At 62.7% G+C, this 20,391-nt stretch carries 19 protein-coding genes; 7 read left to right on the top strand and 12 right to left on the bottom strand.

Annotation, left to right across the window (positions count from 1 at the left end):
• Positions 1 to 2: 2 nt before the first annotated feature.
• Together Q4G20_RS08290 and Q4G20_RS08285 are read left to right on the top strand one after the other, a co-directional pair.
• Positions 3 to 1,385 (top strand): pyruvate dehydrogenase complex E1 component subunit beta, encoded by a 1,383-nt coding sequence (locus Q4G20_RS08290; protein ID WP_303342961.1) that lies wholly within the window; start codon positions 3 to 5, stop codon positions 1,383 to 1,385.
• 12 nt (positions 1,386 to 1,397) lie between these two features.
• On the top strand, positions 1,398 to 2,702 hold the full coding sequence (locus Q4G20_RS08285) for a pyruvate dehydrogenase complex dihydrolipoamide acetyltransferase (RefSeq protein ID WP_303342960.1): 1,305 nt from the start codon (positions 1,398 to 1,400) through the stop codon (positions 2,700 to 2,702).
• 154 nt (positions 2,703 to 2,856) lie between these two features.
• On the opposite strand, the gene Q4G20_RS08280 is transcribed toward Q4G20_RS08285, so the two are convergent.
• Positions 2,857 to 3,636, bottom strand: coding sequence for an EcsC family protein (locus tag Q4G20_RS08280; protein WP_303342959.1), 780 nt, complete (start codon positions 3,634 to 3,636; stop codon positions 2,857 to 2,859).
• Positions 3,602 to 4,198, bottom strand: a complete 597-nt coding sequence (locus Q4G20_RS08275) for a GNAT family N-acetyltransferase (RefSeq protein WP_303342958.1) — start codon at positions 4,196 to 4,198, stop codon at positions 3,602 to 3,604. Before Q4G20_RS08275 ends, Q4G20_RS08280 begins: the two co-directional genes overlap by 35 nt.
• Positions 4,199 to 4,305: 107 nt before the next feature.
• Between Q4G20_RS08275 and Q4G20_RS08270 the strand changes: the two genes are divergently transcribed.
• Together Q4G20_RS08270 and Q4G20_RS08265 are read left to right on the top strand one after the other, a co-directional pair.
• Positions 4,306 to 4,905, top strand: a complete 600-nt coding sequence (locus Q4G20_RS08270; RefSeq protein ID WP_303342957.1) for a flavin reductase family protein — start codon at positions 4,306 to 4,308, stop codon at positions 4,903 to 4,905.
• Positions 4,902 to 5,435: an adenine phosphoribosyltransferase gene (locus Q4G20_RS08265; protein WP_303342956.1), complete on the top strand. Its 534-nt coding sequence runs from the start codon at positions 4,902 to 4,904 to the stop codon at positions 5,433 to 5,435. Before Q4G20_RS08270 ends, Q4G20_RS08265 begins: the two co-directional genes overlap by 4 nt.
• Here the strand turns inward: Q4G20_RS08265 and Q4G20_RS08260 are convergent.
• The 10 genes from Q4G20_RS08260 to coxB form a co-directional block, all read right to left on the bottom strand.
• On the bottom strand, positions 5,432 to 6,823 hold the full coding sequence (locus Q4G20_RS08260) for an FAD-binding oxidoreductase (protein WP_303342955.1): 1,392 nt from the start codon (positions 6,821 to 6,823) through the stop codon (positions 5,432 to 5,434). The two genes, Q4G20_RS08265 and Q4G20_RS08260, sit on opposite strands and share 4 nt — an antisense overlap.
• Positions 6,824 to 7,405: a GNAT family N-acetyltransferase gene (locus tag Q4G20_RS08255; protein ID WP_303343093.1), complete on the bottom strand. Its 582-nt coding sequence runs from the start codon at positions 7,403 to 7,405 to the stop codon at positions 6,824 to 6,826.
• On the bottom strand, positions 7,402 to 8,673 hold the full coding sequence (locus Q4G20_RS08250; protein ID WP_303342954.1) for a pitrilysin family protein: 1,272 nt from the start codon (positions 8,671 to 8,673) through the stop codon (positions 7,402 to 7,404). The genes Q4G20_RS08255 and Q4G20_RS08250 overlap by 4 nt, the downstream gene beginning before the upstream one ends.
• The gene (thrC, locus tag Q4G20_RS08245) at positions 8,670 to 10,046 is read right to left on the bottom strand and encodes a threonine synthase (RefSeq protein ID WP_303342953.1); all 1,377 of its coding nucleotides are present in this window, start codon (positions 10,044 to 10,046) and stop codon (positions 8,670 to 8,672) included. The genes Q4G20_RS08250 and thrC overlap by 4 nt, the downstream gene beginning before the upstream one ends.
• 11 nt (positions 10,047 to 10,057) lie before the next feature.
• Positions 10,058 to 10,729, bottom strand: coding sequence for an SURF1 family protein (locus tag Q4G20_RS08240; RefSeq protein ID WP_303342952.1), 672 nt, complete (start codon positions 10,727 to 10,729; stop codon positions 10,058 to 10,060).
• A gap of 69 nt (positions 10,730 to 10,798) precedes the next feature.
• Positions 10,799 to 11,599 carry a cytochrome c oxidase subunit 3 gene (locus Q4G20_RS08235; RefSeq protein ID WP_303342951.1) on the bottom strand — a complete coding sequence of 267 codons (801 nt, stop codon included), beginning with the start codon at positions 11,597 to 11,599 and terminating at the stop codon, positions 10,799 to 10,801.
• Between the two features lie 19 nt (positions 11,600 to 11,618).
• Positions 11,619 to 12,191, bottom strand: coding sequence for a cytochrome c oxidase assembly protein (locus Q4G20_RS08230; protein ID WP_303342950.1), 573 nt, complete (start codon positions 12,189 to 12,191; stop codon positions 11,619 to 11,621).
• Positions 12,188 to 12,385 (bottom strand): hypothetical protein, encoded by a 198-nt coding sequence (locus Q4G20_RS08225; RefSeq protein ID WP_303342949.1) that lies wholly within the window; start codon positions 12,383 to 12,385, stop codon positions 12,188 to 12,190. Before Q4G20_RS08225 ends, Q4G20_RS08230 begins: the two co-directional genes overlap by 4 nt.
• Positions 12,385 to 13,302, bottom strand: coding sequence for a heme o synthase (gene cyoE / locus Q4G20_RS08220; RefSeq protein ID WP_303342948.1), 918 nt, complete (start codon positions 13,300 to 13,302; stop codon positions 12,385 to 12,387). Before cyoE ends, Q4G20_RS08225 begins: the two co-directional genes overlap by 1 nt.
• Positions 13,303 to 13,362: 60 nt before the next feature.
• Positions 13,363 to 14,301 (bottom strand): cytochrome c oxidase subunit II, encoded by a 939-nt coding sequence (gene coxB / locus Q4G20_RS08215; RefSeq protein ID WP_303342947.1) that lies wholly within the window; start codon positions 14,299 to 14,301, stop codon positions 13,363 to 13,365.
• Positions 14,302 to 14,499: 198 nt separating this feature from the next.
• Between coxB and tldD the strand changes: the two genes are divergently transcribed.
• From tldD to topA, 3 genes are all read left to right on the top strand, one after another.
• Positions 14,500 to 15,918, top strand: coding sequence for a metalloprotease TldD (tldD, locus tag Q4G20_RS08210; RefSeq protein WP_303342946.1), 1,419 nt, complete (start codon positions 14,500 to 14,502; stop codon positions 15,916 to 15,918).
• Between the two features lie 70 nt (positions 15,919 to 15,988).
• Complete coding sequence (gene dprA / locus Q4G20_RS08205; protein WP_303342945.1) at positions 15,989 to 17,131, top strand: DNA-processing protein DprA; 1,143 nt, start codon at positions 15,989 to 15,991, stop codon at positions 17,129 to 17,131.
• Between the two features lie 72 nt (positions 17,132 to 17,203).
• Positions 17,204 to 19,972 carry a type I DNA topoisomerase gene (gene topA, locus Q4G20_RS08200; protein WP_303342944.1) on the top strand — a complete coding sequence of 923 codons (2,769 nt, stop codon included), beginning with the start codon at positions 17,204 to 17,206 and terminating at the stop codon, positions 19,970 to 19,972.
• Positions 19,973 to 20,391 lie beyond the last annotated feature (419 nt).

Genomic DNA, 20,391 nt, shown 5'->3' with positions numbered 1-20,391 from the left:
ACATGGCAACCGAAATCCTGATGCCCGCCCTGTCGCCGACCATGGAGGAAGGCACGCTGGCCAAATGGCTGAAGAAAGAGGGCGACACGATCAAGGCCGGCGACATCATCGCCGAAATCGAAACCGACAAGGCCACGATGGAATTCGAGGCGGTCGATGAAGGTATTCTGGGCAAGATCCTTGTGGCCGAAGGGTCGCAAGGCGTGGCCGTGAATACCCCCATCGCCGTCATGGTCGAAGAAGGCGAGTCGGTGGAAGACGCCGCCCCCCGCGCCAGCGCACCCGCGCAGGCCAAATCCTCGGACGAGGAAAAAAAGGCCGACGATCAGCCTGCGGCTTCGGCGGTCGAGCAGGTGAAAACCCCGCAGCCCGACGACAGCCCCGACTGGCCCGAAGGCACGCCGATGAAGACCATGACCGTCCGCGAAGCCCTGCGCGAGGCCATGGCCGAAGAAATGGAACGCGACGACACCGTGTTCCTGATGGGTGAGGAAGTTGGCGAATATCAGGGCGCCTACAAGATTTCCCAAGGTCTGCTGGACAAGTTCGGCCCGCGCCGCGTGGTCGATACCCCGATCAGCGAAATCGGCTTTGCCGGTATCGGCACGGGTGCCGCGCTGGCCGGTCTGCGGCCCATCGTGGAATTCATGACCTTCAACTTCGCCATGCAGGCGATGGACCACATCATCAACTCGGCCGCGAAAACGCTGTATATGTCGGGCGGTCAGATGGGCTGCCCCATCGTGTTCCGCGGCCCGAACGGCGCAGCGGCCCGCGTGGCGGCGCAGCACAGCCAGGATTACGCCGCCTGGTATGCGCAGGTTCCCGGTCTGAAGGTCGTGCAGCCCTATTCCGCCGCCGACGCCAAGGGTCTGCTGAAAACCGCGATCCGCGACCCGAATCCGGTGATCTTCCTTGAAAACGAGATCCTGTATGGCCGCAGCTTCGAGGTGCCGGACCTGCCCGACTTTACCATCCCGTTCGGCAAGGCCCGCGTCGCCCGCAAGGGCAGCGACGTGACCATCGTCAGCTTTGGCATCGGCATGGCCCATGCGCTGGCCGCTGCCGACAAGCTGGCCGAGGATGGCATCGACGCCGAGGTGATCGACCTGCGCACCCTGCGTCCGATCGACTATGACACGGTGATCGCCTCGGTGATGAAAACCAATCGCTGCGTGACCGTGGAAGAAGGCTTCCCGGTGGCCAGCATCGGCAACCACCTGTCGGCCTATATCATGGAAAACGCCTTCGATTACCTTGATGCCCCGGTCATCAACTGCACCGGCAAGGACGTGCCCATGCCCTATGCGGCCAACCTTGAAAAACTGGCGCTGATTACGGCTGATGAGGTCGTGGCGGCGGTCAAAAAAGTCACCTATCGGTAAGGGGGAACGATCATGGCAACCGAAATCCTGATGCCCGCCCTGTCCCCCACGATGGAGGAAGGGACGCTGGCCAAATGGCTGGTCAACGAAGGCGATACCGTCAAATCCGGCGATATTCTGGCCGAGATTGAAACCGACAAAGCGACCATGGAATTCGAGGCCGTGGACGAAGGCACCGTCGGCAAAATCCTGATCGCCGAGGGAACGCAGGGCGTTAAGGTTAACACGCCGATTGCGGTTCTGATCGAAGATGGCGAATCGGCGGACGACATCAAAACCAGCAACGCGCCTGCGGCGAAAGACCCGCCCGCCGAGGCGAAAGCCGAAGCCGAAGCCGAAGCACCCAAAGCGCAGGACAAACCCAAAGATGCGCCCGCCCCGCGTAAGGATGGCGAACGGGTTTTTGCGTCGCCTCTGGCCCGTCGGATCGCGGCGGATAAGGGGCTGGATTTGACGCAGATCACCGGCTCGGGTCCGCATGGGCGCATCGTCAAAGCCGATGTGGAAAACGCCAAGCCCGGCGCGGCACCGGCGAAATCGGCACCCGCCGCCGCCCCGGCCCCCGCTGCTGCGGCCCCTGCGCCGAAAGCGGCAAGCGCGGAAACCATCCTGAAAATGTATGACGGCCGCGACTACGAAGAAGTGACCTTGGACGGGATGCGCCGCACCATTGCCGCCCGTCTGGGCGAGGCGAAACAGACGATCCCGCATTTCTATCTGCGCCGGTCCGCCAAACTGGACGCGCTGATGGAGTTCCGCGCCACGCTGAACAAACAGCTGGAAGGGCGCGGGGTGAAATTGTCGGTCAACGACTTTATCATCAAAGCCTGCGCCTTGGCTTTGCAGCAGGTGCCGGACGCAAACGCGATCTGGGCCGGGGACCGGATTGTCAAACTGAAACCGTCCGATGTGGCGGTTGCGGTCGCGGTCGAAGGTGGGCTGTTCACGCCGGTTCTGCGTGACGCGCAGCAAAAAACCCTGTCGGCCCTGTCGGCGGAAATGAAGGATCTGGCCAACCGCGCCAAATCGAAAAAGCTGGCCCCGCAGGAATATCAGGGCGGCAGCTTTGCGATTTCGAATCTGGGGATGTTCGGGATCGAAAACTTTGACGCCGTGATCAACCCGCCGCATGGCGCGATTCTGGCCGTGGGCGCGGGCATCAAAACCCCCGTGGTCGAAGGCGATCAGGTCGTGATCCGCAACGTCATGTCGATGACCCTGTCGGTCGATCACCGCGTCATCGACGGCGCATTAGGCGCGCAGTTGTTGCAGGCGATTGTCGAACATCTGGAAAACCCGATGGGGATGCTGGCGTAAATCAAAAGGGGGCTGCGGCCCCCTTTTTTGCGTCCCGCGGCAGGCGGGGGCCAGCCCCCTAGCCCGCCCCACAGGGGCGTGCGTTCGACGGGGCAAAGGTCCACTGGACCTTTCCCTGATCCGTCTCACCCCGGGATATTTCAGCACAGAGATATTAACGCCGCGTTTGCGGTTTTTGGCGGGTGATGGACAGGTGCAGGGCTTCGGTCAGGGCCTCATGCGGCAGGCCGGTTTCATTGGACAGGCGCATCAGGCCGAAATGGACGCGCGCCAGCTCCTGATAAAACCGCGCAAAGGTGAAGTTGATCGTCGCGCCCACAACCGCGCCAAAGACCGGCGCGGATTGCGCCGCCAGTTTCTGACCCAGCGACACCGACAAGCGCGGCGCGACGCGGGTGATCAGCCCCTGCACCGTCTGCCCCGTCACCGACAGCCGCGCCGCCAACAGGCCCAGATCGGCGTTGTCGTCATCATCCAGCGGACCGGCGGCGGCGAAGATGCGCAGGCATTCCATCCGCACGGGCTCGCTGTCGGGGTCCAGCCCGTGTTCGGCGGCGATGTCCAGCATCGCCCGCAAGAGCAGCGTGACCGTAAACGGCAATTCAATCAGCGCGCCGCCGAACCCCGCCATACCGCCCGCCGCACCGCTGACGGTCGAGGCCAGCCGGTTGAACCAGTCGCCCCGGTCTCGGATTATCCGGCGCGACCCGCTGGCGGCGTCGAACGCGCGGTTCAGGGCGGCGCGCGTGACGCCGTCCATCTGATCGCGCACGGATACCGGCAGGCGGTCGATCAGCCGGTCGGCGCGGTCACCGATGATCGACAGAATGTGCATCCCCAACCCGCCCGCATCCAGATAGCGGCGGGCCAGCCGGTCCACCTGCGCGTGGATCAGCGGGTCATTGATCGGGGGCAGAACCATTTGCGGGGTCATCGGTGGCCTTTGGGGTCATCGGCGCACAGGGCGCGGGGGGCAGCGTTGCGATTTCGGACAGCCCGGCCAGCACATCGGGCGATGTTTCGCGCGTCACCGGGCCTGACACACCAACCCACGCATCGGGGCTTAGTTCCAGCCCCAACACCCGATCCGGGTTGGTCGGCGGCGGCATATCGACCCCGTTCAGCCGGGCGAACCCAAACCGCGCGTAATAGGGCGCATCGCCGACCAGCAGCACCCTTGGCCAGCCCTGCGCCTGAGCGCGCGACAGGCTTTCGCGCATCAACAGCGCGCCCAGACCTTCGCCCTGCGCGGTCGGGTGAACGGCGATTGGTCCTAACAGCAGCGCCGGCACCCCGCCCACGCGCACCGGCCAGAACCGGATCGCCGCCAACAGCACACCGCCGCCGCGCAGCAACAGGCACAAATCGCGGACCCGAGGCACCCCTTCGCGCAGGCGATAAGACGACAGCGCCGTTCGCCCCGGCGCGAAACACAGGTCATAGAGGGCTTCGACCTCGGCTTCATCGCTGGGGGTTTCGGTGCAGATGTCATACATGGCGTTTTCCGAATTGCTGCGCCCGCATACCACGCGACACCGCCACGCGAAATATTGCAGAGCGGCCAATTCGGTGGCAATTTGCGCCCAAACCGACAGGAGGCACCATGTTCTATCGCCCCGAATCTGGCCACGGCCTGCCGCATAATCCGTTCAACGCCATCATCGCTCCGCGCCCGATCGGGTGGATTTCGACGCGCGGGCGGATGGGCGATAATCTGGCGCCCTATTCGTTTTTTAACGCCGTCGCCTATGTCCCGCCGCAGGTGATGTTTGCGTCCACCAGTGCCAAGGGCGACCGCACCGGCACCAAGGACACCGTGGCCCAAGTCATTGAAAGCGGGGTGTTTTGCGTCAATATCGGCACCGGCGCGGATGCCGAACGGATCAACGCCACATCCGCCGCGCTGCCCGGTGGGGTCAGCGAATTTGATGCGGTGGGCGTCCCGTCCGAACCCTGTTCCACCATCGACTGCCTGCGCGTGGCGGATGCCGCCGCGTCGCTGGAATGTCGCATGACGCAGGTTGTGCCGCTGGCGGGGGCCGCGAATTTCGCGGTGTTCGGCGTCGTCACCGGCGTTCATCTGCGCGATGATTGCATCGTCAACGGGCGGTTTGATCTGCGAAACGCGGGGGGATGGGTTTCGCGCGCGGGTTATCTGGATTATGCCGCCGTCACCGAATTATTCGAACTGGAACGCCCATGAGCCGCAGCGTCAAAGATTACATCCGCAGCATCCACGATTTCCCGAAAGAAGGCATTATTTTCCGCGACGTGACAACCTTGTTCGCCGATGCGCGCGGGTTTCGCATGGCCGTGGATCAGTTGCTGCACGCCTATGCCGGTGAAAAGATTGATAAAGTTGTGGGGCTTGAGGCGCGCGGCTTTATCTTGGGCGGGGCGGTTGCGCATCAGCTGTCCACCGGCTTTGTCCCCATCCGCAAAAAGGGCAAGCTGCCCGGCGCGGTCATTTCCCAAGCCTATACCCTGGAATATGGCGAGGCGATCATGGAGATCCACGACGACGCCATCAAACCGGGCGAACGCGTGCTGATCGTCGATGATCTGCTGGCCACCGGCGGCACCGCGCAGGCGGGGATTCAGCTGTGCCAACGGCTGGGCGCGGATGTGATCGGCTGCGCCTTTGTCATCGACCTGCCGGAACTGGGCGGGCGCGCGCTGTTGGAAGGCATGGGAATGCCCGTCCACGCGTTAACCGTGTTTGACGGGCATTAAAGCACCGCGCCGGGATTCATGATCCCGGCCGGATCAAGCGCCGCTTTGATCGCGCGCATCGTGGTTAACCGCACCGGGTCGCCCCATCGGGCCAGATCGGCGACCTTCAGCCGTCCAATGCCGTGTTCCGCTGAAAATGACCCGCCGCGCGCGACGACCAATTCGTGAATCTGGCGCGACAGGTCACGGCGGATCGCGTCGTAATCATCGCGATGCCGCCCCGGCGCGGGGAACAGGTTGTAGTGCAAATTGCCGTCGCCCAGATGGCCAAAACAGTTAATCCGCACATCTTGGCCCCCCAGCATCGCGCCCGCATCGTCAATAAACCGTGCGATTTCGGTTAATGGCAGGCTGATGTCGTGGCTGGCAATCGCGCCGATATGGCGGTTGGCCAGCGGGATATGTTCGCGCAACGCCCATAAATCCGCCGCCTGCTGGCCCGATTGCGCGATCACGCCGTCGGTCACCAGCCCCGCTTCGCTGGCCGCGATGAACAGATGTTCCAGTGCCGCATCGGCGGGCAGACCGGCGGGCAGGTCCACCTGCATCAGAACCGCCCATTCCGGCGCGGAATCAAAGGGTTGACGCATATCGGGGAAGGCTTCGGTCAGAAACCGCAGCCCCTGCCCCGCGATTAATTCAAACGCCGTCACGCATCCCGCCATCCGCGTCTGCGCCAGCGACAACAGCGCCAAAGCATCGCCGGGGCTGTTCACCACCAGCATCGCAACGCCGCTTTCGGCGGGGATCGGGGCCAGCACCAGCGAGGCAGCGGTGATGATGCCCAGCGTTCCTTCGGCCCCGATCAGCAGGTCGCGCAGGTCGTAGCCGGTATTGTCTTTGCGCAGGCGTTTCAGGTCGTTCAGAATGTCGCCATTCGGCATAACCGCCTGAATACCCAAACATAACGCGCGCGCATTTCCGTATCGCAGCACGTTGACGCCGCCCGCATTGGTGGACAAAACGCCGCCAATCTGCGCGCTGCCTTGGGACGCCAGCGATAGCGGGAATTGCCGCCCCACCCCCGCCGCGGCATCCCGCGCCGATTGCAGCGTCACCCCTGCGTCAGTGATCATCACCGATTCATCGGGGTAAACCGCGCGGATTTGGGCCATGCGCTCCAGCGACAGGATCAGCGGCGCGGGACCGTCGGGCATGACCTGCCCGCCGACCAACCCGGTGCCGCCGCCACGCGGCACGACCGGCACACGCGCCTCGGCACAGGCGCGGATCACCGCCGCCGCTTCCTGCACGTCGCGCGGGGCCGCGACCAACCCCGCCTGCCCCTGAAACCGCCCGCGCGGTTCGTCCAGATAGCCCGGCGCCACATCGCGCAGCACCCCCGCAGGCAGTCGCGCGGCCAGTGCCTGATCTGCGGGGGTCAACATCTATCGCACCTCGGTTCGGCCGCGCCGGTCGCTGCGCAGATTGGCATAGAGCACATGATTGCGCCAGCGTCCGGCGATTTGCAGGTAACTTTGCGCGACGCCTTCGTATTTGAAACCGGATTTTTCCAACACGCCGCGGGATGGGATATTTTCCGCCAGACAGGCCGATTCAATCCGCGACAGGTCCAGCGTGGTAAAGGCGTGATGCACCAAAACCCCAATGGATTCACGCATATAGCCGTTGCGCGCATGGGCTTGGCCAATCCAGTATCCCATCGTTGCCGATTGCGCCGGCCCGCGCCGGATATTGTCCAGCGTGATCGCGCCCAGCAGCACCCCATCCCGGCGGATGATGAACAGCGGCAGCCCGGTTCCGGCGCGACAGGCGCGCGCGGCCCACACCACGCGGTTGGTGAAGTTCCGCCGCGACAGGTGGTCGGGCGACCAGACGGGTTCCCACGGCGTCAGGAAATCGCGGCTTTCCCGGCGCAAATTGGCCCAAGCGTGAAAGTCGCCATGCTGCGGCAGGCGCAGGATCAGCCGCTCTGCCTGCAACTGAAACGGACGCCGCCAGAACATCAGGCCGCCAGCCGTTCCGCCAATCGGTCGCGCGTGGGGGCGGCGTCAACCGGACCATACAGCGCCAAAGCGGGCCGCGCCTGCGCCAGCATCTGCTGCGCATGATCGCGCACATCGGCCACGGTGACGGCGGCGATGCGTTCGGCCACCTCGGCCGCGTCCGGCACCCGGCCCCAGATGGACAGCGTGCGCGCCATGCGTTCGGCCTGCCCTGACGGGCTTTCCAGCCCCATCAGCATCCCGGCCTTAAGCTGCGCCTTGGCCCGGTCGATTTCGGCCTGCGTCATGTCATCGGCTGCGCGTTTCAGTTCATCCACGGTCAGATGCGCCAGATCCGAGACATCATCCGCGCCCGTCCCGGCATAGATGGTCAGCATCCCGGTATCGTCGTGAAACCCGGACTGGGCAAAGATCGTGTAACACAGCCCGCGTTCTTCGCGGATTTTCTGAAACAGGCGCGACGACATGCCGCCGCCCAAAGCCGACGAAAAAATCTGGGCGGCATAGAAATCATCGGCCAGATAGCCCGGACCTTCCAAGGCCATGGCGAAATGCGCCTGTTCCAGCGGTTTGATATGGCGCGACTCCGCCCCATGCCAGCGGGCGTTTTCACGCGCGGCCTGCGTCAGCGGGCGCAGATGGCCGAACGCAGTTTCCGCCAGTTTCACGATGCGATCATGATCAACCGCCCCCGCCGCCGCCACGATCAACTGACCGGGGCCGTAATTTTCCGCGACAAAGCCCGACAAATCGCCGCGCCCGAACCGGCTGACGCAATGCGCCGGTCCCAAAATGGTGCGGCCCATCGGCTGATCGGGGTATGCGGCCTCTTGCAGCCAGTCAAAGATAATATCGTCCGGCGTGTCCAGCGATTGCCCGATTTCTTGCAGGATGACGCCGCGTTCAACCTCGATCTCGCGCGGGTCAAAGACGGGGTTCAGAACGATGTCGGAAATCACGTCGAACGCCAGATCCACATCGCTGTCCAGCACGCGCGCATAATACGCCGTCGTATCGCGCGAGGTATAGGCGTTGATGTAACCGCCCACATCTTCAATCGTTTCGGCAATTTGCAGGGCGCTGCGGCGGGTGGTGCCTTTGAACGCCATATGTTCCAGAAAATGCGCGATGCCGTTTTGTTCGGCGCGTTCGTTGCGCCCACCCGCATTCACCCACACCCCGAGGGATGCGGAATGCAGGCCCGGCATCGCGCGGGTGACGATGCGCAGCCCATTGGGCAGCGTCGTGATGTTAGGGTCTGTTGGGGTCACGCGGTTCTCCGATCAAGGATCAGGGATTTAAGCGCGTCTACGTCATTTTCAACCCGCGTGACCCGTTCGGGCAGATCGAACAGGTTTGCCATATGCGGCGGCAGGGCCGGGCGAAGACCGATGGCGCGTTCGACCGCATCGGGGAATTTCGCCGGATGGGCCGTGGCCAGCGTCACCATCGGCACCCCGGCTTCGATATGCTGCTGCGCCACAGCGACGCCGACCGCGCTGTGCGGACACAGGATTTCGCCGGTCTCGGCCCGCATCTGGCGGATGGTGTCGATCGTCTGATCTTCGGACACGCGGCCCGATGCGTATTGTTCGCGCAAGGCCTGCAACGCGCCCTGGCTGATGGTAAAGCCGCCAATTTTCAGCTCATCCATCAGCTGCGCAATCGCGCCCGCATCCCCGCCATAGGCCAGATACAGCGCGCGTTCAAAGTTGGAACTGACCTGAATATCCATCGACGGGCTGATCGACGGTTCGACCGTGCCGGTACGATATTCGCCCGTGGTCAAGGCCCGGTGCAGGATGTCATTCTGGTTCGTCGCCACAATCAGGCGGCGGATCGGCAGGCCCATGGCCCGCGCGATGCTGCCCGCGAAAATATCGCCGAAATTGCCCGTCGGCACCGTGAAATCAATCGGGCGCATCCCAAGGCTGGCGGCGGCGGTGAAATAATACACGATCTGCGCCACAACCCGCGCCCAGTTGATGCTGTTCACGCCCGCCAGCCCGACCTGATCGCGGAAATCATGGTCGTTGAACAGATCCTTGAGCCGCGCCTGACAGTCGTCAAAATGCCCGGTCACGGCCAAAGCGTGGACGTTTTCCGCCGTGGGCGTGGTCATCTGGCGGCGCTGCACCTCGGACACGCGGCCATGGGGATACATGATAAACACGTCCACATTGTCGATGCCGCGGAACGCCTCGATCGCGGCGGAACCGGTATCGCCGGATGTCGCGCCGACAATCGTGATCCGCTGCCCCGACCGTTTCAGCGCAATTTCAAATAGTTGCGCGATCAGTTGCATGGCGAAATCTTTGAAGGCCAGCGTCGGGCCGTGGAACAGTTCCAGCAAATGATGCCCCGGCGCCAACTGCACCAACGGCGCCCGCGCGCTGTGCGCAATGCGGGCATAGGCGCGGTCAATCGCGCCGCGCAGTTCATCATCGCTGAAACAATCGCCGGTAAAGGGGCGGATCACGCGAAAGGCGATGTCTTCATACGGCAGGCCGTCGAGTTCGTTCAGCCCCGAAATCGCCGGGATCGTTTCGGGCAGATACAGCCCGCCGTCGCGGGCCAAGCCCGACAGCATCGCCTGTTCAAAATTCAGAACCGGGGCCTGTCCCCGCGTCGAAACGTAACGCATCTGCCTATCCTTCAATATTTCTGCTGTCTGATACGCCAGATCAGCGCAACTGTCATCACCGCCAGCGTGATCGCAAACAGGAACCACTGGATCGCATAGGACAGGTGGTTGTTCGGGATGCCGTCGATGGACACCGGGATCGGCTGCGCGCCCTGATTGTCGCCGGCAATCTGCCGCGCGACGACCAGCACGGGCAAAGTGTCCAACTGCGCCGCCATGGCATCAACATCCCGCGCGAACCAGATGTTTTCATTCAGATTCGGCGCGGGGGTTGAGGAATTGGCGTCCTGCGGCCAATGCAGATTGCCAATCACCTGCAACGCCACCGGCGGACGTTCCAGCCGCCGCGCCTGTTGCGGCACAAAGCCTCGATCCAGCAAAATCGCCCGTCCGTCATCGGTGACAAAACGCGAAATCACCTGATACCCCGCACCCTGTTCGCGGATATGCGACAGCACGTCGATTTCCGCCCCCGTCGTGGTGCCGGTCACGCGCACCGGCAGATATTTCATCGACGGATCAATCTGCGCGGGCAAAGGCACCGGCGCGGCATCAATCCCGGTCTGAATTTCGGTCAGTTGCGCCTGCTTTTGGTCGGCGCGGTCCAACTGCCACAGGCCCAGACTGACCAGAAAGACACAGCCCAGAATACCGAAAAGTGCAGGAAAGATGATGCGGCGCATCCGCGGCCTTTCACGTCAACGAAAAACGCGCGGGGTCAGCCCCGCGCGCCATCTGGTCAGGTTCCGGGATCAGCGGCCCCAGACATAGATCACGGCAAACAGGAACAGCCAGATCACGTCCACAAAGTGCCAATACCACGCCGCCGATTCAAAACCGACATGCTGTTCTTTGGTCATCTGGCCTTTGATCAGGCGGATCAGACAGACGGCCAAAAAGATCGTCCCGATGATGACGTGGAACCCGTGCAGGCCGGTGGCCAGATAAAACGCACCCGCATAAACGGTATCCGACAGGCCAAAGGCCGCGTGGCTGTATTCATAGGCCTGCAAACCGGTGAACGCGATGCCCAAGAAAACCGCAATCGCCAGACCGTTGATGGCGGTTTTGCGGTCGCCTTCATGCGCGAATGCGTGATGCGCCCAGGTCACGGCGACGCCCGACAGCAGCAGGATCAGCGTGTTGATGAACGGCAGGTGCCACGGGTCAAACACTTCGATCCCGGCGGGGGGCCACACGCCGTCGCGGATCGGGCTTTCGGCGCCCATCGGATACATCGCGTGTTTGATGAACGCCCAGAACGCCGCCACAAACAGCATCAGTTCCGACACGACGAACAGGATGAATCCGTATTGCAGACCGATGCGAACGACGGGGGTGTGGTCGCCCGATTCACCTTCGTTCACCATCTCAGCCCACCAGCTGAACATGACATACAAAACGCCGACAAAGCCGATCAGAAAGATCCACGGCCCGCTGCCATGCATCCATTTGGTCGCGCCAAACAGCATAACGAACACCGACACCGACGCGATAAACGGCCAGATAGACGGCGGAAGAATGTGGTAATCGTGGTTCTTTGCGTGCGCCATATGCGGATCCCCGTCGGCCTTAGTTGGTGGTGGTGTCAGGGACCGTTTGAATCGCCGCCTGCCGCGGCTCGGTCCGGTGGAAAGTATAAGACAGCGTGATGTCGCGCACCCAATAGGCATCGCGATCATCCACAATCGACGGATCGACATAGAAGGTCAGCGGCATTTCGACCCGCTCACCCGGTTGCAGCGTCTGTTCGGTGAAACAGAAACATTCGATCTTATCGAAGAAATAACCCGCCACTTCGGGCGCGACATTATAGCTGGCCGTGCCGGTGATGGGGTAATCGGAATTGTTCACCGCCTCGTAATAGGCCATAGCGGTTTCCCCGATGCGCAGATCCATGCGGGTCTGCATCGGGCGGAAGCTCCACGCCAGATTCGGATCCACATTGGCGTCAAAGCGCACACGAACGACCTGATCCAGCACTTGATCCGGCGCGGAATCCGACACTTGCGTCGTGCCGCCAAAGCCCGTCACCCGGCAAAACCAGTCGTAAAACGGCACCGCCGCCCAAGCCAAGGCGCCCATCGTCACGACGACGCCCAACAACATAACGACCGTGCGGGATTCATTGCTAAGCTTTTTCATGGCGCCGTCTCCTCTGCCGGGGGTAACAGTGATGTGCGGGGCTGGTGGTCGAACGCCTCCATCATATGGCCTTGGGTGACCTTAACCACGGTCAACGCAAAAACCAGCACGACAAAGGCAATCAAAACAACGCCCAAGCCAACATTCCGCGACCGGCGGCGGTTGTGCAACTGATGTTCCGCGCGCAACGCCATCACCACCCCCCGATCCAGTTTTGCACCAACAAGGCCACAAAGTGCAGGAACAGGTAATAGAGCGACAGTTTAAACACCCGTTTTTCAACGGCGAAATTATCGGCCTGCGCCTGGTCTTCGCTGCGGCGCAGCACCTGCCAGCCGCCATGGATAAAGGCGATGTTCAGCACCACCGACACCGCCAGATAAACCGGCCCACCGATCGAGGTCAGCCCCAGCCAGATCGCAAAGCCCGCCAGCACCAGCGTATAGGCAAAGATATGACGACGCGTCACCGGGCGGCCATGCGTCACCGTCAACATCGGCACGCCCGCGTTTTTGTAATCATCCTTCATGAACAGCGCCAACGCCCAGAAATGCGGCGGCGTCCAGAAAAAGATCAGCGCGAACATCAGCAGCGATTCAATCGAAATCCCACCGGTCGCACAGGCCCAGCCGATCATCGGAGGAAAGGCCCCCGCCGCCCCGCCGATCACGATGTTCTGCGGCGTCCAGCGTTTCAGCCACATCGTATAAACAACGGCGTAGAAAAAAATGGTAAAGGCCAGAAACAACGCCGCGAACCAATTCGCAACCAGCCCCAGCATCATCACCGAAATGCCCGACAGCGCCAGCCCAACGGCCAAAGCCTCACCCCGCTGCATCCGGCCCGCCGGTATCGGGCGGCTTTGGGTGCGGCGCATGATCTGGTCGATGTCCGAATCATACCACATATTCAGCGCGCCCGACGCCCCACCGCCCAAAGCGATGAACAGCACCGAACAAAACGCCAGAAACGGGTGCATATCAATCGGGGCGACCCACAACCCAACAAACGCGGTGAACACCACCAGCGACATGACACGCGGCTTCAGCAGCGCGACATAATCGCCAAATTCGGCCTCGGCCGGGGTGTCATATGTGTTGGTGTCAGTCATTGCGCGTTCGTTCATCCTTGCCTGACCCCGGCAGGCCCGCACCCGCCGGGGTTGGGTGTATCAGTTGACGCTGGCGAGGATCAGCGGTTCGTCCATCGTGCCGCCCATTTCAGCGATCCACGCGGTATAAACCTCGGGGCTGACGGCCTTAACCGTGATCGGCATATAGGAATGTTCGATGCCGCACAGTTCGCTGCACTGGCCGAAATACACGCCTTCGCGTTCGACATTGAACCATGCCTGCGCGATACGGCCCGGAACGGCGTCCTGCTTGATGGCAAAAGCCGGGATCGTCCAGGAATGGATCACATCCGACGCGGTGATCTGCAACAGAACCGTCGCCCCGACCGGAACCACAACCGCGGTGTCGGTGGCCAGCAGGAATTCATCTTCGGCATAACCCGCAGCGGCCAGCTTGGCGCGCATCGCGTCATTCATGGTCATGGGCAGGGCACCGGCGGCCTCATCCTCGGCCGTCAGGGTGGCAAGGCTGCCAATCATGCGGCTGTCAAATTCAATGCCGTTATCGGGGTATTCATAGGACCAATACCACTGATGGCCGGTCACCTTGATCACGACCTGCGGATTTTCCGGCATTTCCTGACTGCGGAACAGAATCGGCAGAGAAAACGCGCCGATCATCACCAGAATCAGCACCGGAACCAAGGTCCAGACGATTTCCACCGGCGTGTTATGCGTGAACTTTGCCGGAACCGGGTTCGACCGCGAATTGAAGCGGAAAATAACGATCAATAACAGGGCGCAGACCGCGACGGTGATCACCGTGATGATGACCAAAACGAAGTAATCCAGCCATTGCTGATCGCGGGCCAATTCCGTTGCAGCGGGTTGAAAACCCAGACCTTTTGCGACGGGCTTACCCACCACAGGCAGGTCGCCCAAAACATCCTGCGCCCATGCCGCGCCCGTCAGCAACCCCGCAGTCGCCAATCCCGTCATTGCTGCGGCTGCACGCCGAATCATCGCTTTTGCCATCATCCCATCCCGTTGCGTTCGCACAGCCATAATGGCCGCAAGGGTCGCAAAAGCGGCCCCGTTTTCCTGTCACACTGACCGACCTATGACCATATCTTATCCCTTCCGGCAAGTGATACCACCAAAATCTAGATAAAATTGTCCGCATTTTCGCGGTGACGCTGGCGGAAAACCTGTGCATAACCAAGGCAGGAGAATGCGATGACCCACCTTTTCGACCCGTTTCATACCCTGCTGGACCGTGATCAGGCCCTGTCCGTGCTGCGCGACGCGGTGCATGGGGCGGATGATGGCGAATTATTTCTGGAACGCAGCGTGTCGGAATCGCTGATGTTTGATGACGGACGGCTGCGTCATTCCAGCTATACCGCCGATCAGGGCTTTGGCCTGCGCGCGGTGCGGGGTGAGGTGACGGGTTACGCCCATTCGACCGATATTTCCCTGCCATCTTTGCGGCGCGCGGCGGAAACCGCGAGGCTGGCAGTGGGGGATGGCGGCGGGATATGGGCCGCGCCTGCGCCGATGCAGGCCGCGCAGCTCTATCCTGCGATTGACCCGGCGGACGGTATTTCGGTTGCCGCGCGAATCGAATTGCTGCGCCAGATTGATGATTATGCCCGTGCCGCGGACCCGCGGGTGGTGCAGGTCAGCGCCTCGATCGCCAGTTCGCTGCAACAGGTCGCGATTTTGCGACCCGAAGGCGATCTGGCGACCGATATTCGCCCCATGGCGCGGCTGAATGTGTCTGTTATTGTTGAAAATAATGACCGTCGGGAAAGCGGGAATACCGGCGGCGGCGGGCGCGTGTCGCTGTCCGGGCTGATGTCGCCCGACCATTGGCGCCCGCTGGTGGATGAGGCGTTGCGAAGCGCGCTGGTCAATCTGCGGTCGGTTCCGGCCCCTGCGGGGGTGATGGATGTCGTGCTTGGCCCCGGCTGGCCCGGAATCCTGCTGCACGAAGCGGTCGGCCACGGGCTCGAGGGCGATTTTAACCGGAAAAAGGCGTCGGCCTTTGCCGGTTTGATGGGGCAACGGGTCGCCGCGCCGGGCGTGACGGTGGTGGATGACGGCACCATCCCCGACCGTCGCGGCAGCCTGAATATCGACGACGAAGGCACGCCGCCCGCGCGTAACGTGCTGATTGATGACGGTATTCTGGTTGGATATATGCAGGATCGGCAGAATGCGCGACTGATGGGTGTCGCGCCCACCGGCAACGGGCGGCGCGAAAGTTTCGCCCATGTGCCGATGCCGCGCATGACCAACACCTATATGCCCGGCGGTGACGCGGACCCGGCGGCGATTGTGGCCGATCTGCGCGACGGGATTTATGCCGTGGGTTTCGGCGGCGGTCAGGTGGACATCACCAACGGCAAATTCGTTTTCTCCTGCACCGAGGCGTATCGCGTCAAAAACGGCGTCATTGGCGATGCGATTCGCGGGGCGACGCTGATTGGCGACGGCGCAACCGCGCTGAAACAGGTGCGTGCGATTGGCAATGACATGGCCCTGGACCCCGGCATGGGGAATTGCGGCAAACAGGGGCAATGGGTGCCGGTTGGCGTTGGGCAGCCCACGCTGATGATCGGCGGGCTGACAGTGGGCGGGTCGGCGGCGTAAGAAATCGGTGCCGCTAACCAGTTGTTAACATCTCTGCGCTATCCACGGATCAGGATCAGGCGGAGGCATCATGAACATCGCGCGCACATCATCATTCACAGCACATCCCCCCAGCCCGCTGGCGGATGATGATGTGTCATTCCTGCGTTTGATCCGATCCCGCCGCGTCGGACCGGCGACCTTTCACCGGCTGATTCGGGAACATGGCACGGTGGCGGCGTCCTTGGACGCGCTGCCGCAATTGGCGGCGGATGCGGGCGTGACCGATTATCAGCCCTGCCCCGAAGGTGTCGCTGTGGCGGAACTGAACGCCGGTCGGCGTATCGGCGCGCGCCTGATCCGTTACGATTCGCCCCAATATCCGCCCGCGTTGCGCGACATTGATGGCGCGCCGCCCGTTTTGTGGGTGCGCGGCGATGCGGCGATGCTGGCGCTGAACCCGATTGCAGTGATTGGCGCGCGCAATGCGTCATCGCTGGGTCTGCGCATGGCGCGCGGCATGGCCACGGGCTTGGGTGAGGCGGGCTTTACCGTCGTGGCCGGGCTGGCGCGCGGCGTGGACACGGCGGCGCATAACGCCGCCCTGCCCACGGGGACGGTTGCGGTGATGGCCGGCGGCGTGGATGTGATTTATCCGTCTGAAAACGCCATTCTGGCCGCGCAAATCGCCGAACGCGGGGTGCTGGTGTCGGAACAGCCGCCCGGCACCGAACCCCATGCCCGCCATTTTCCGACCCGCAATCGCATCATTTCCGGCCTGTCCCGCGCCGTTATCGTGATCGAGGCCGCGCATCGTTCCGGCACCCTGATCACCGCAAAAAACGCGCTGGATCAGGGGCGTGAGGTGATGGCCGTCCCCGGTCACCCGATGGATGCGCGCGCCGCGGGGTGCAACGCGCTGATCCGCGACGGGGCCACACTGGTGCGCAGCGCCGCCGATGTGGCCGCCGCACTGGCCGAGGCTGAACAGCCCTTTGCCCTGCCCGCCACCCCCGCACCTCAGCCGACGCCGCAGCCCGCGCGAATCCCCGCGCCTGATCCGGCACAGCTGGAAACGGCGATTCTGTCGCGTCTGTCGCCGTCGCCATCCGACGAAAACGACATTATCCGCGACGTGGGGGCACCTGCATCGACGGCCAGTGCGGCGATTTTATCGCTGGAATTACAGGGGCGTCTGACGCGTTTGGTGGGGGGGCGCATCGCTTTGGCGTAACACCCCCCGTTGACAGGGGCGCGTTGCGCACCCATCTTGCCGCCCCAACTGCACCCGCCGCCCGAGGAAAAAATGCCCGTTGTTGTCGTCGAATCCCCGGCCAAGGCCAAAACGATTGAAAAATATCTGGGCGGTGATTACCGCGTTCTGGCCAGTTTCGGGCATGTCCGCGACCTGCCCCCCAAAGATGGCAGCGTGGACCCCGACGCCGATTTTGCCATGAAATGGGAAGTCGCCAGCGACAGCAAAAAACATCTCAAAGCCATCAAAGACGCGCTGAAGGATGACCAGACCCTGATCCTGGCCACCGACCCCGACCGCGAGGGTGAAGCGATTTCGTGGCATCTGCGTGAGGCATTGGCCTCGGCGCTGAAAAAGGACAGTCAGGTCAGCCGCGTAACCTTTAACGCGATCACCAAAACCGCCGTGACCGAGGCGATGGGCCGCCCGCGCGAGATTGATCAGGCTCTGGTTGACGCCTATCTGGCGCGGCGCGCATTGGATTATCTGGTCGGTTTTAATCTGTCGCCGGTTCTGTGGCGCAAACTGCCCGGCGCGAAATCGGCGGGGCGGGTGCAGTCGGTTTGTCTGCGCCTGATCGTGGACCGCGAAATGGAGATCGAGGCCTTTAAGGCCCGCGAATACTGGTCCGTTCATGCGCGGCTGGCCACGCCCGGCGGCGATGAATACGACGCCACGCTGGTGTCTCTGGCGGGCAACAAACTGGACCGCTTTGATCTGGCCGATGCCGACGCCGCCGCACTGGCGGTCAGCGCCGTGGCCAGCCGTGACCTGACCGTGACCAGCGTGACCGCGAAACCGGCGACGCGAAACCCTTGGCCGCCCTTCATGACCAGCACCCTGCAACAAGAGGCGTCGCGGAAATTGGGCATGGGCGCCAAGGCCTGCATGTCCACGGCCCAACGTCTGTATGAGGCGGGGTTAATCACCTATATGCGGACCGACGGCATCGACATGGCCCCCGAGGCTGTGATGGCCGCGCGCGACGCCATCCGGGCGAAATTCGGCGATAATTACCTGCCGAAATCCCCGCGCATGTATAAAAACAAGGCAAAAAACGCTCAAGAGGCGCATGAATGTATCCGCCCCACCGACATGATGCTGTCGCCCGACAAACTGCGCGTGACGGCGGATGATCAGCGCAAACTGTATGATCTGATCTGGAAACGCACGATCGCCAGCCAGATGGAGGCCGCCCGGATGGAGCGGACCACCGTCGAAATCGCCAGCTCTGACGCGCAGGTCGGCCTGCGTGCGACGGGTCAGGTCATGATGTTTGACGGCTTTCTGCGCGTTTACGATCAGGGCCGCGATGACGACGACGCGGAAGACAGCGCCCGCCTGCCCGTGATTGCGCAGGGTGAAACCGCCGCGCAGGTCCGTGATGCGTTTACCGCCGAATTGGCCCGCGCGGTTGAAAAGGGTGGCGATGCCCCCGCCGCGGTCAAGGCGATGCAGACCGCCCCCGGCATGATCGCGAACGACGCGGCATCAACCGCCGCGCGCCAGCATTTCACCCAGCCGCCGCCGCGCTATACCGAAGCCACCTTGGTCAAACGGATGGAGGAATTGGGCATCGGCCGCCCATCCACCTATGCCAGCATCGTGACCACGATTCAGGATCGCGATTACGTCCGCAAAGACAAAAACCGCCTGATTCCCGAAGATAAAGGCCGGTTGGTCACGGTGTTTCTGACGCAGTATTTCCCGCGCTATGTCAGCTATGACTTTACGGCGGAACTGGAAAACGAACTGGACGAAATCAGCGCCGGCGACCGTCTGTGGCGCGAGGTGATGGGCCGGTTCTGGCGCGACTTTACCAAGGCGTTAGAAGGCACCAGCGACCTGCGCATCACCGAGGTTCTGGACGCCATCGACGACGCTTTGGCGCCGCATCTCTATCCGCCGCGCGCGGATGGCGGCGATCCGCGTGAATGCCCGCTATGTGGTCAGGGGCGGTTGAACCTGAAAACGGCGCGGTCGGGCGGGGCCTTTATCGGCTGCGGGAATTACCCCGAATGTCGTTATACCCGCCCCCTGTCGGCCCCCGATGGCGAAGCGCCGATCGGCGACCGTGTTCTGGGTCAGGATGGCGGCGATGACATCAGCCTGCGCGTGGGACGATTCGGCCCCTATGTTCAGCGCGGCGAAGCAACCGAAGAACAGCCCAAACCGCCCCGTGCGTCCATCCCCAAGGGCTGGGACGCGGCCAGCATCGAACTGGACCGCGCGCTGATGCTGCTGTCGCTGCCGCGTGAGGTTGGCCCGCATCCCGAAGACAGTGAAATGATCACGGCGGCCATCGGGCGGTTTGGCCCCTATGTCAAACACGGGTCGAAATACGCCAATCTGCCCGATGTGGATGAGGTCTTTACCATCGGCATGAACCGCGCGGTCGAGGTTTTGGCCGCGAAACAGACCCGTGGCCGCACGACCGCCGAACCTCTGCGTCAGTTGGGCGACCACCCGGATGGGGGCGCGGTGTCGGTGATGAACGGACGCTATGGTCCTTATGTCAAATGGGAAAAGGTGAACGCCACCCTGCCCCGCGACGTGACGCCCGAAGACTTGACCATGGAACAGGCACTGGAACTGATCGCGGCCAAGGCGGCGAAATCGCCTAAGAAAGCGGCCAAAAAACCGGCGGCCAAGGCGAAACCTGCTGCGAAGAAACCGGCGGCTAAGAAGGCTGCGGCGAAGACCACCACGAAAAAGGCCGCCCCCAAAAAGACCGCCGCAAAAACGACCACGGCGAAAAAGACGGCGACGAAGAAAGCCGCCACAAAAACCGCCGAACCGGATGACGTGATCGAGGATTAAGACGCGCCGCAGCCCGTTTCGGCGGCCTGCGGTGCAAAGGGCGATGATGCCGTTCTGACGGAACAGCACATTGCCCGAACCGCGCGGTCGCCGTTAACCGCTGTCCCCCCGCCCTGCCTCGGGACCAACGTATCGGCGGCGAACGCGGCGACGGAAAAACGCCAACGAACGCGGCCGATCCCGATGGCGCGATTGAAGATCAAGGCGCGACGCAGGCCGTTGCGGCGGCCTGTGGTGCAATGGCGTGATGATGCCCGTTCTGACGGAACAGCACATTGCCCGAACCGCGCTGTCGCAGTTGACCGCTGTCCCCTCACTCCGCCTGCGGAAGCGCGTATCGGCGGCGAAAGCGATGACGGAAAACCGCCAACGAACGCGGCCGATCCCGATGGCGCGATTGAAGATCAAGGCGCGACGCA

It is taken from the genome of Paracoccus sp. (in: a-proteobacteria) (assembly GCF_030538495.1).
GTDB lineage: Bacteria > Pseudomonadota > Alphaproteobacteria > Rhodobacterales > Rhodobacteraceae > Paracoccus.
Note: the sequence above shows the minus strand (reverse complement) of the source record. Positions and strands in the feature narration are given on the sequence as shown.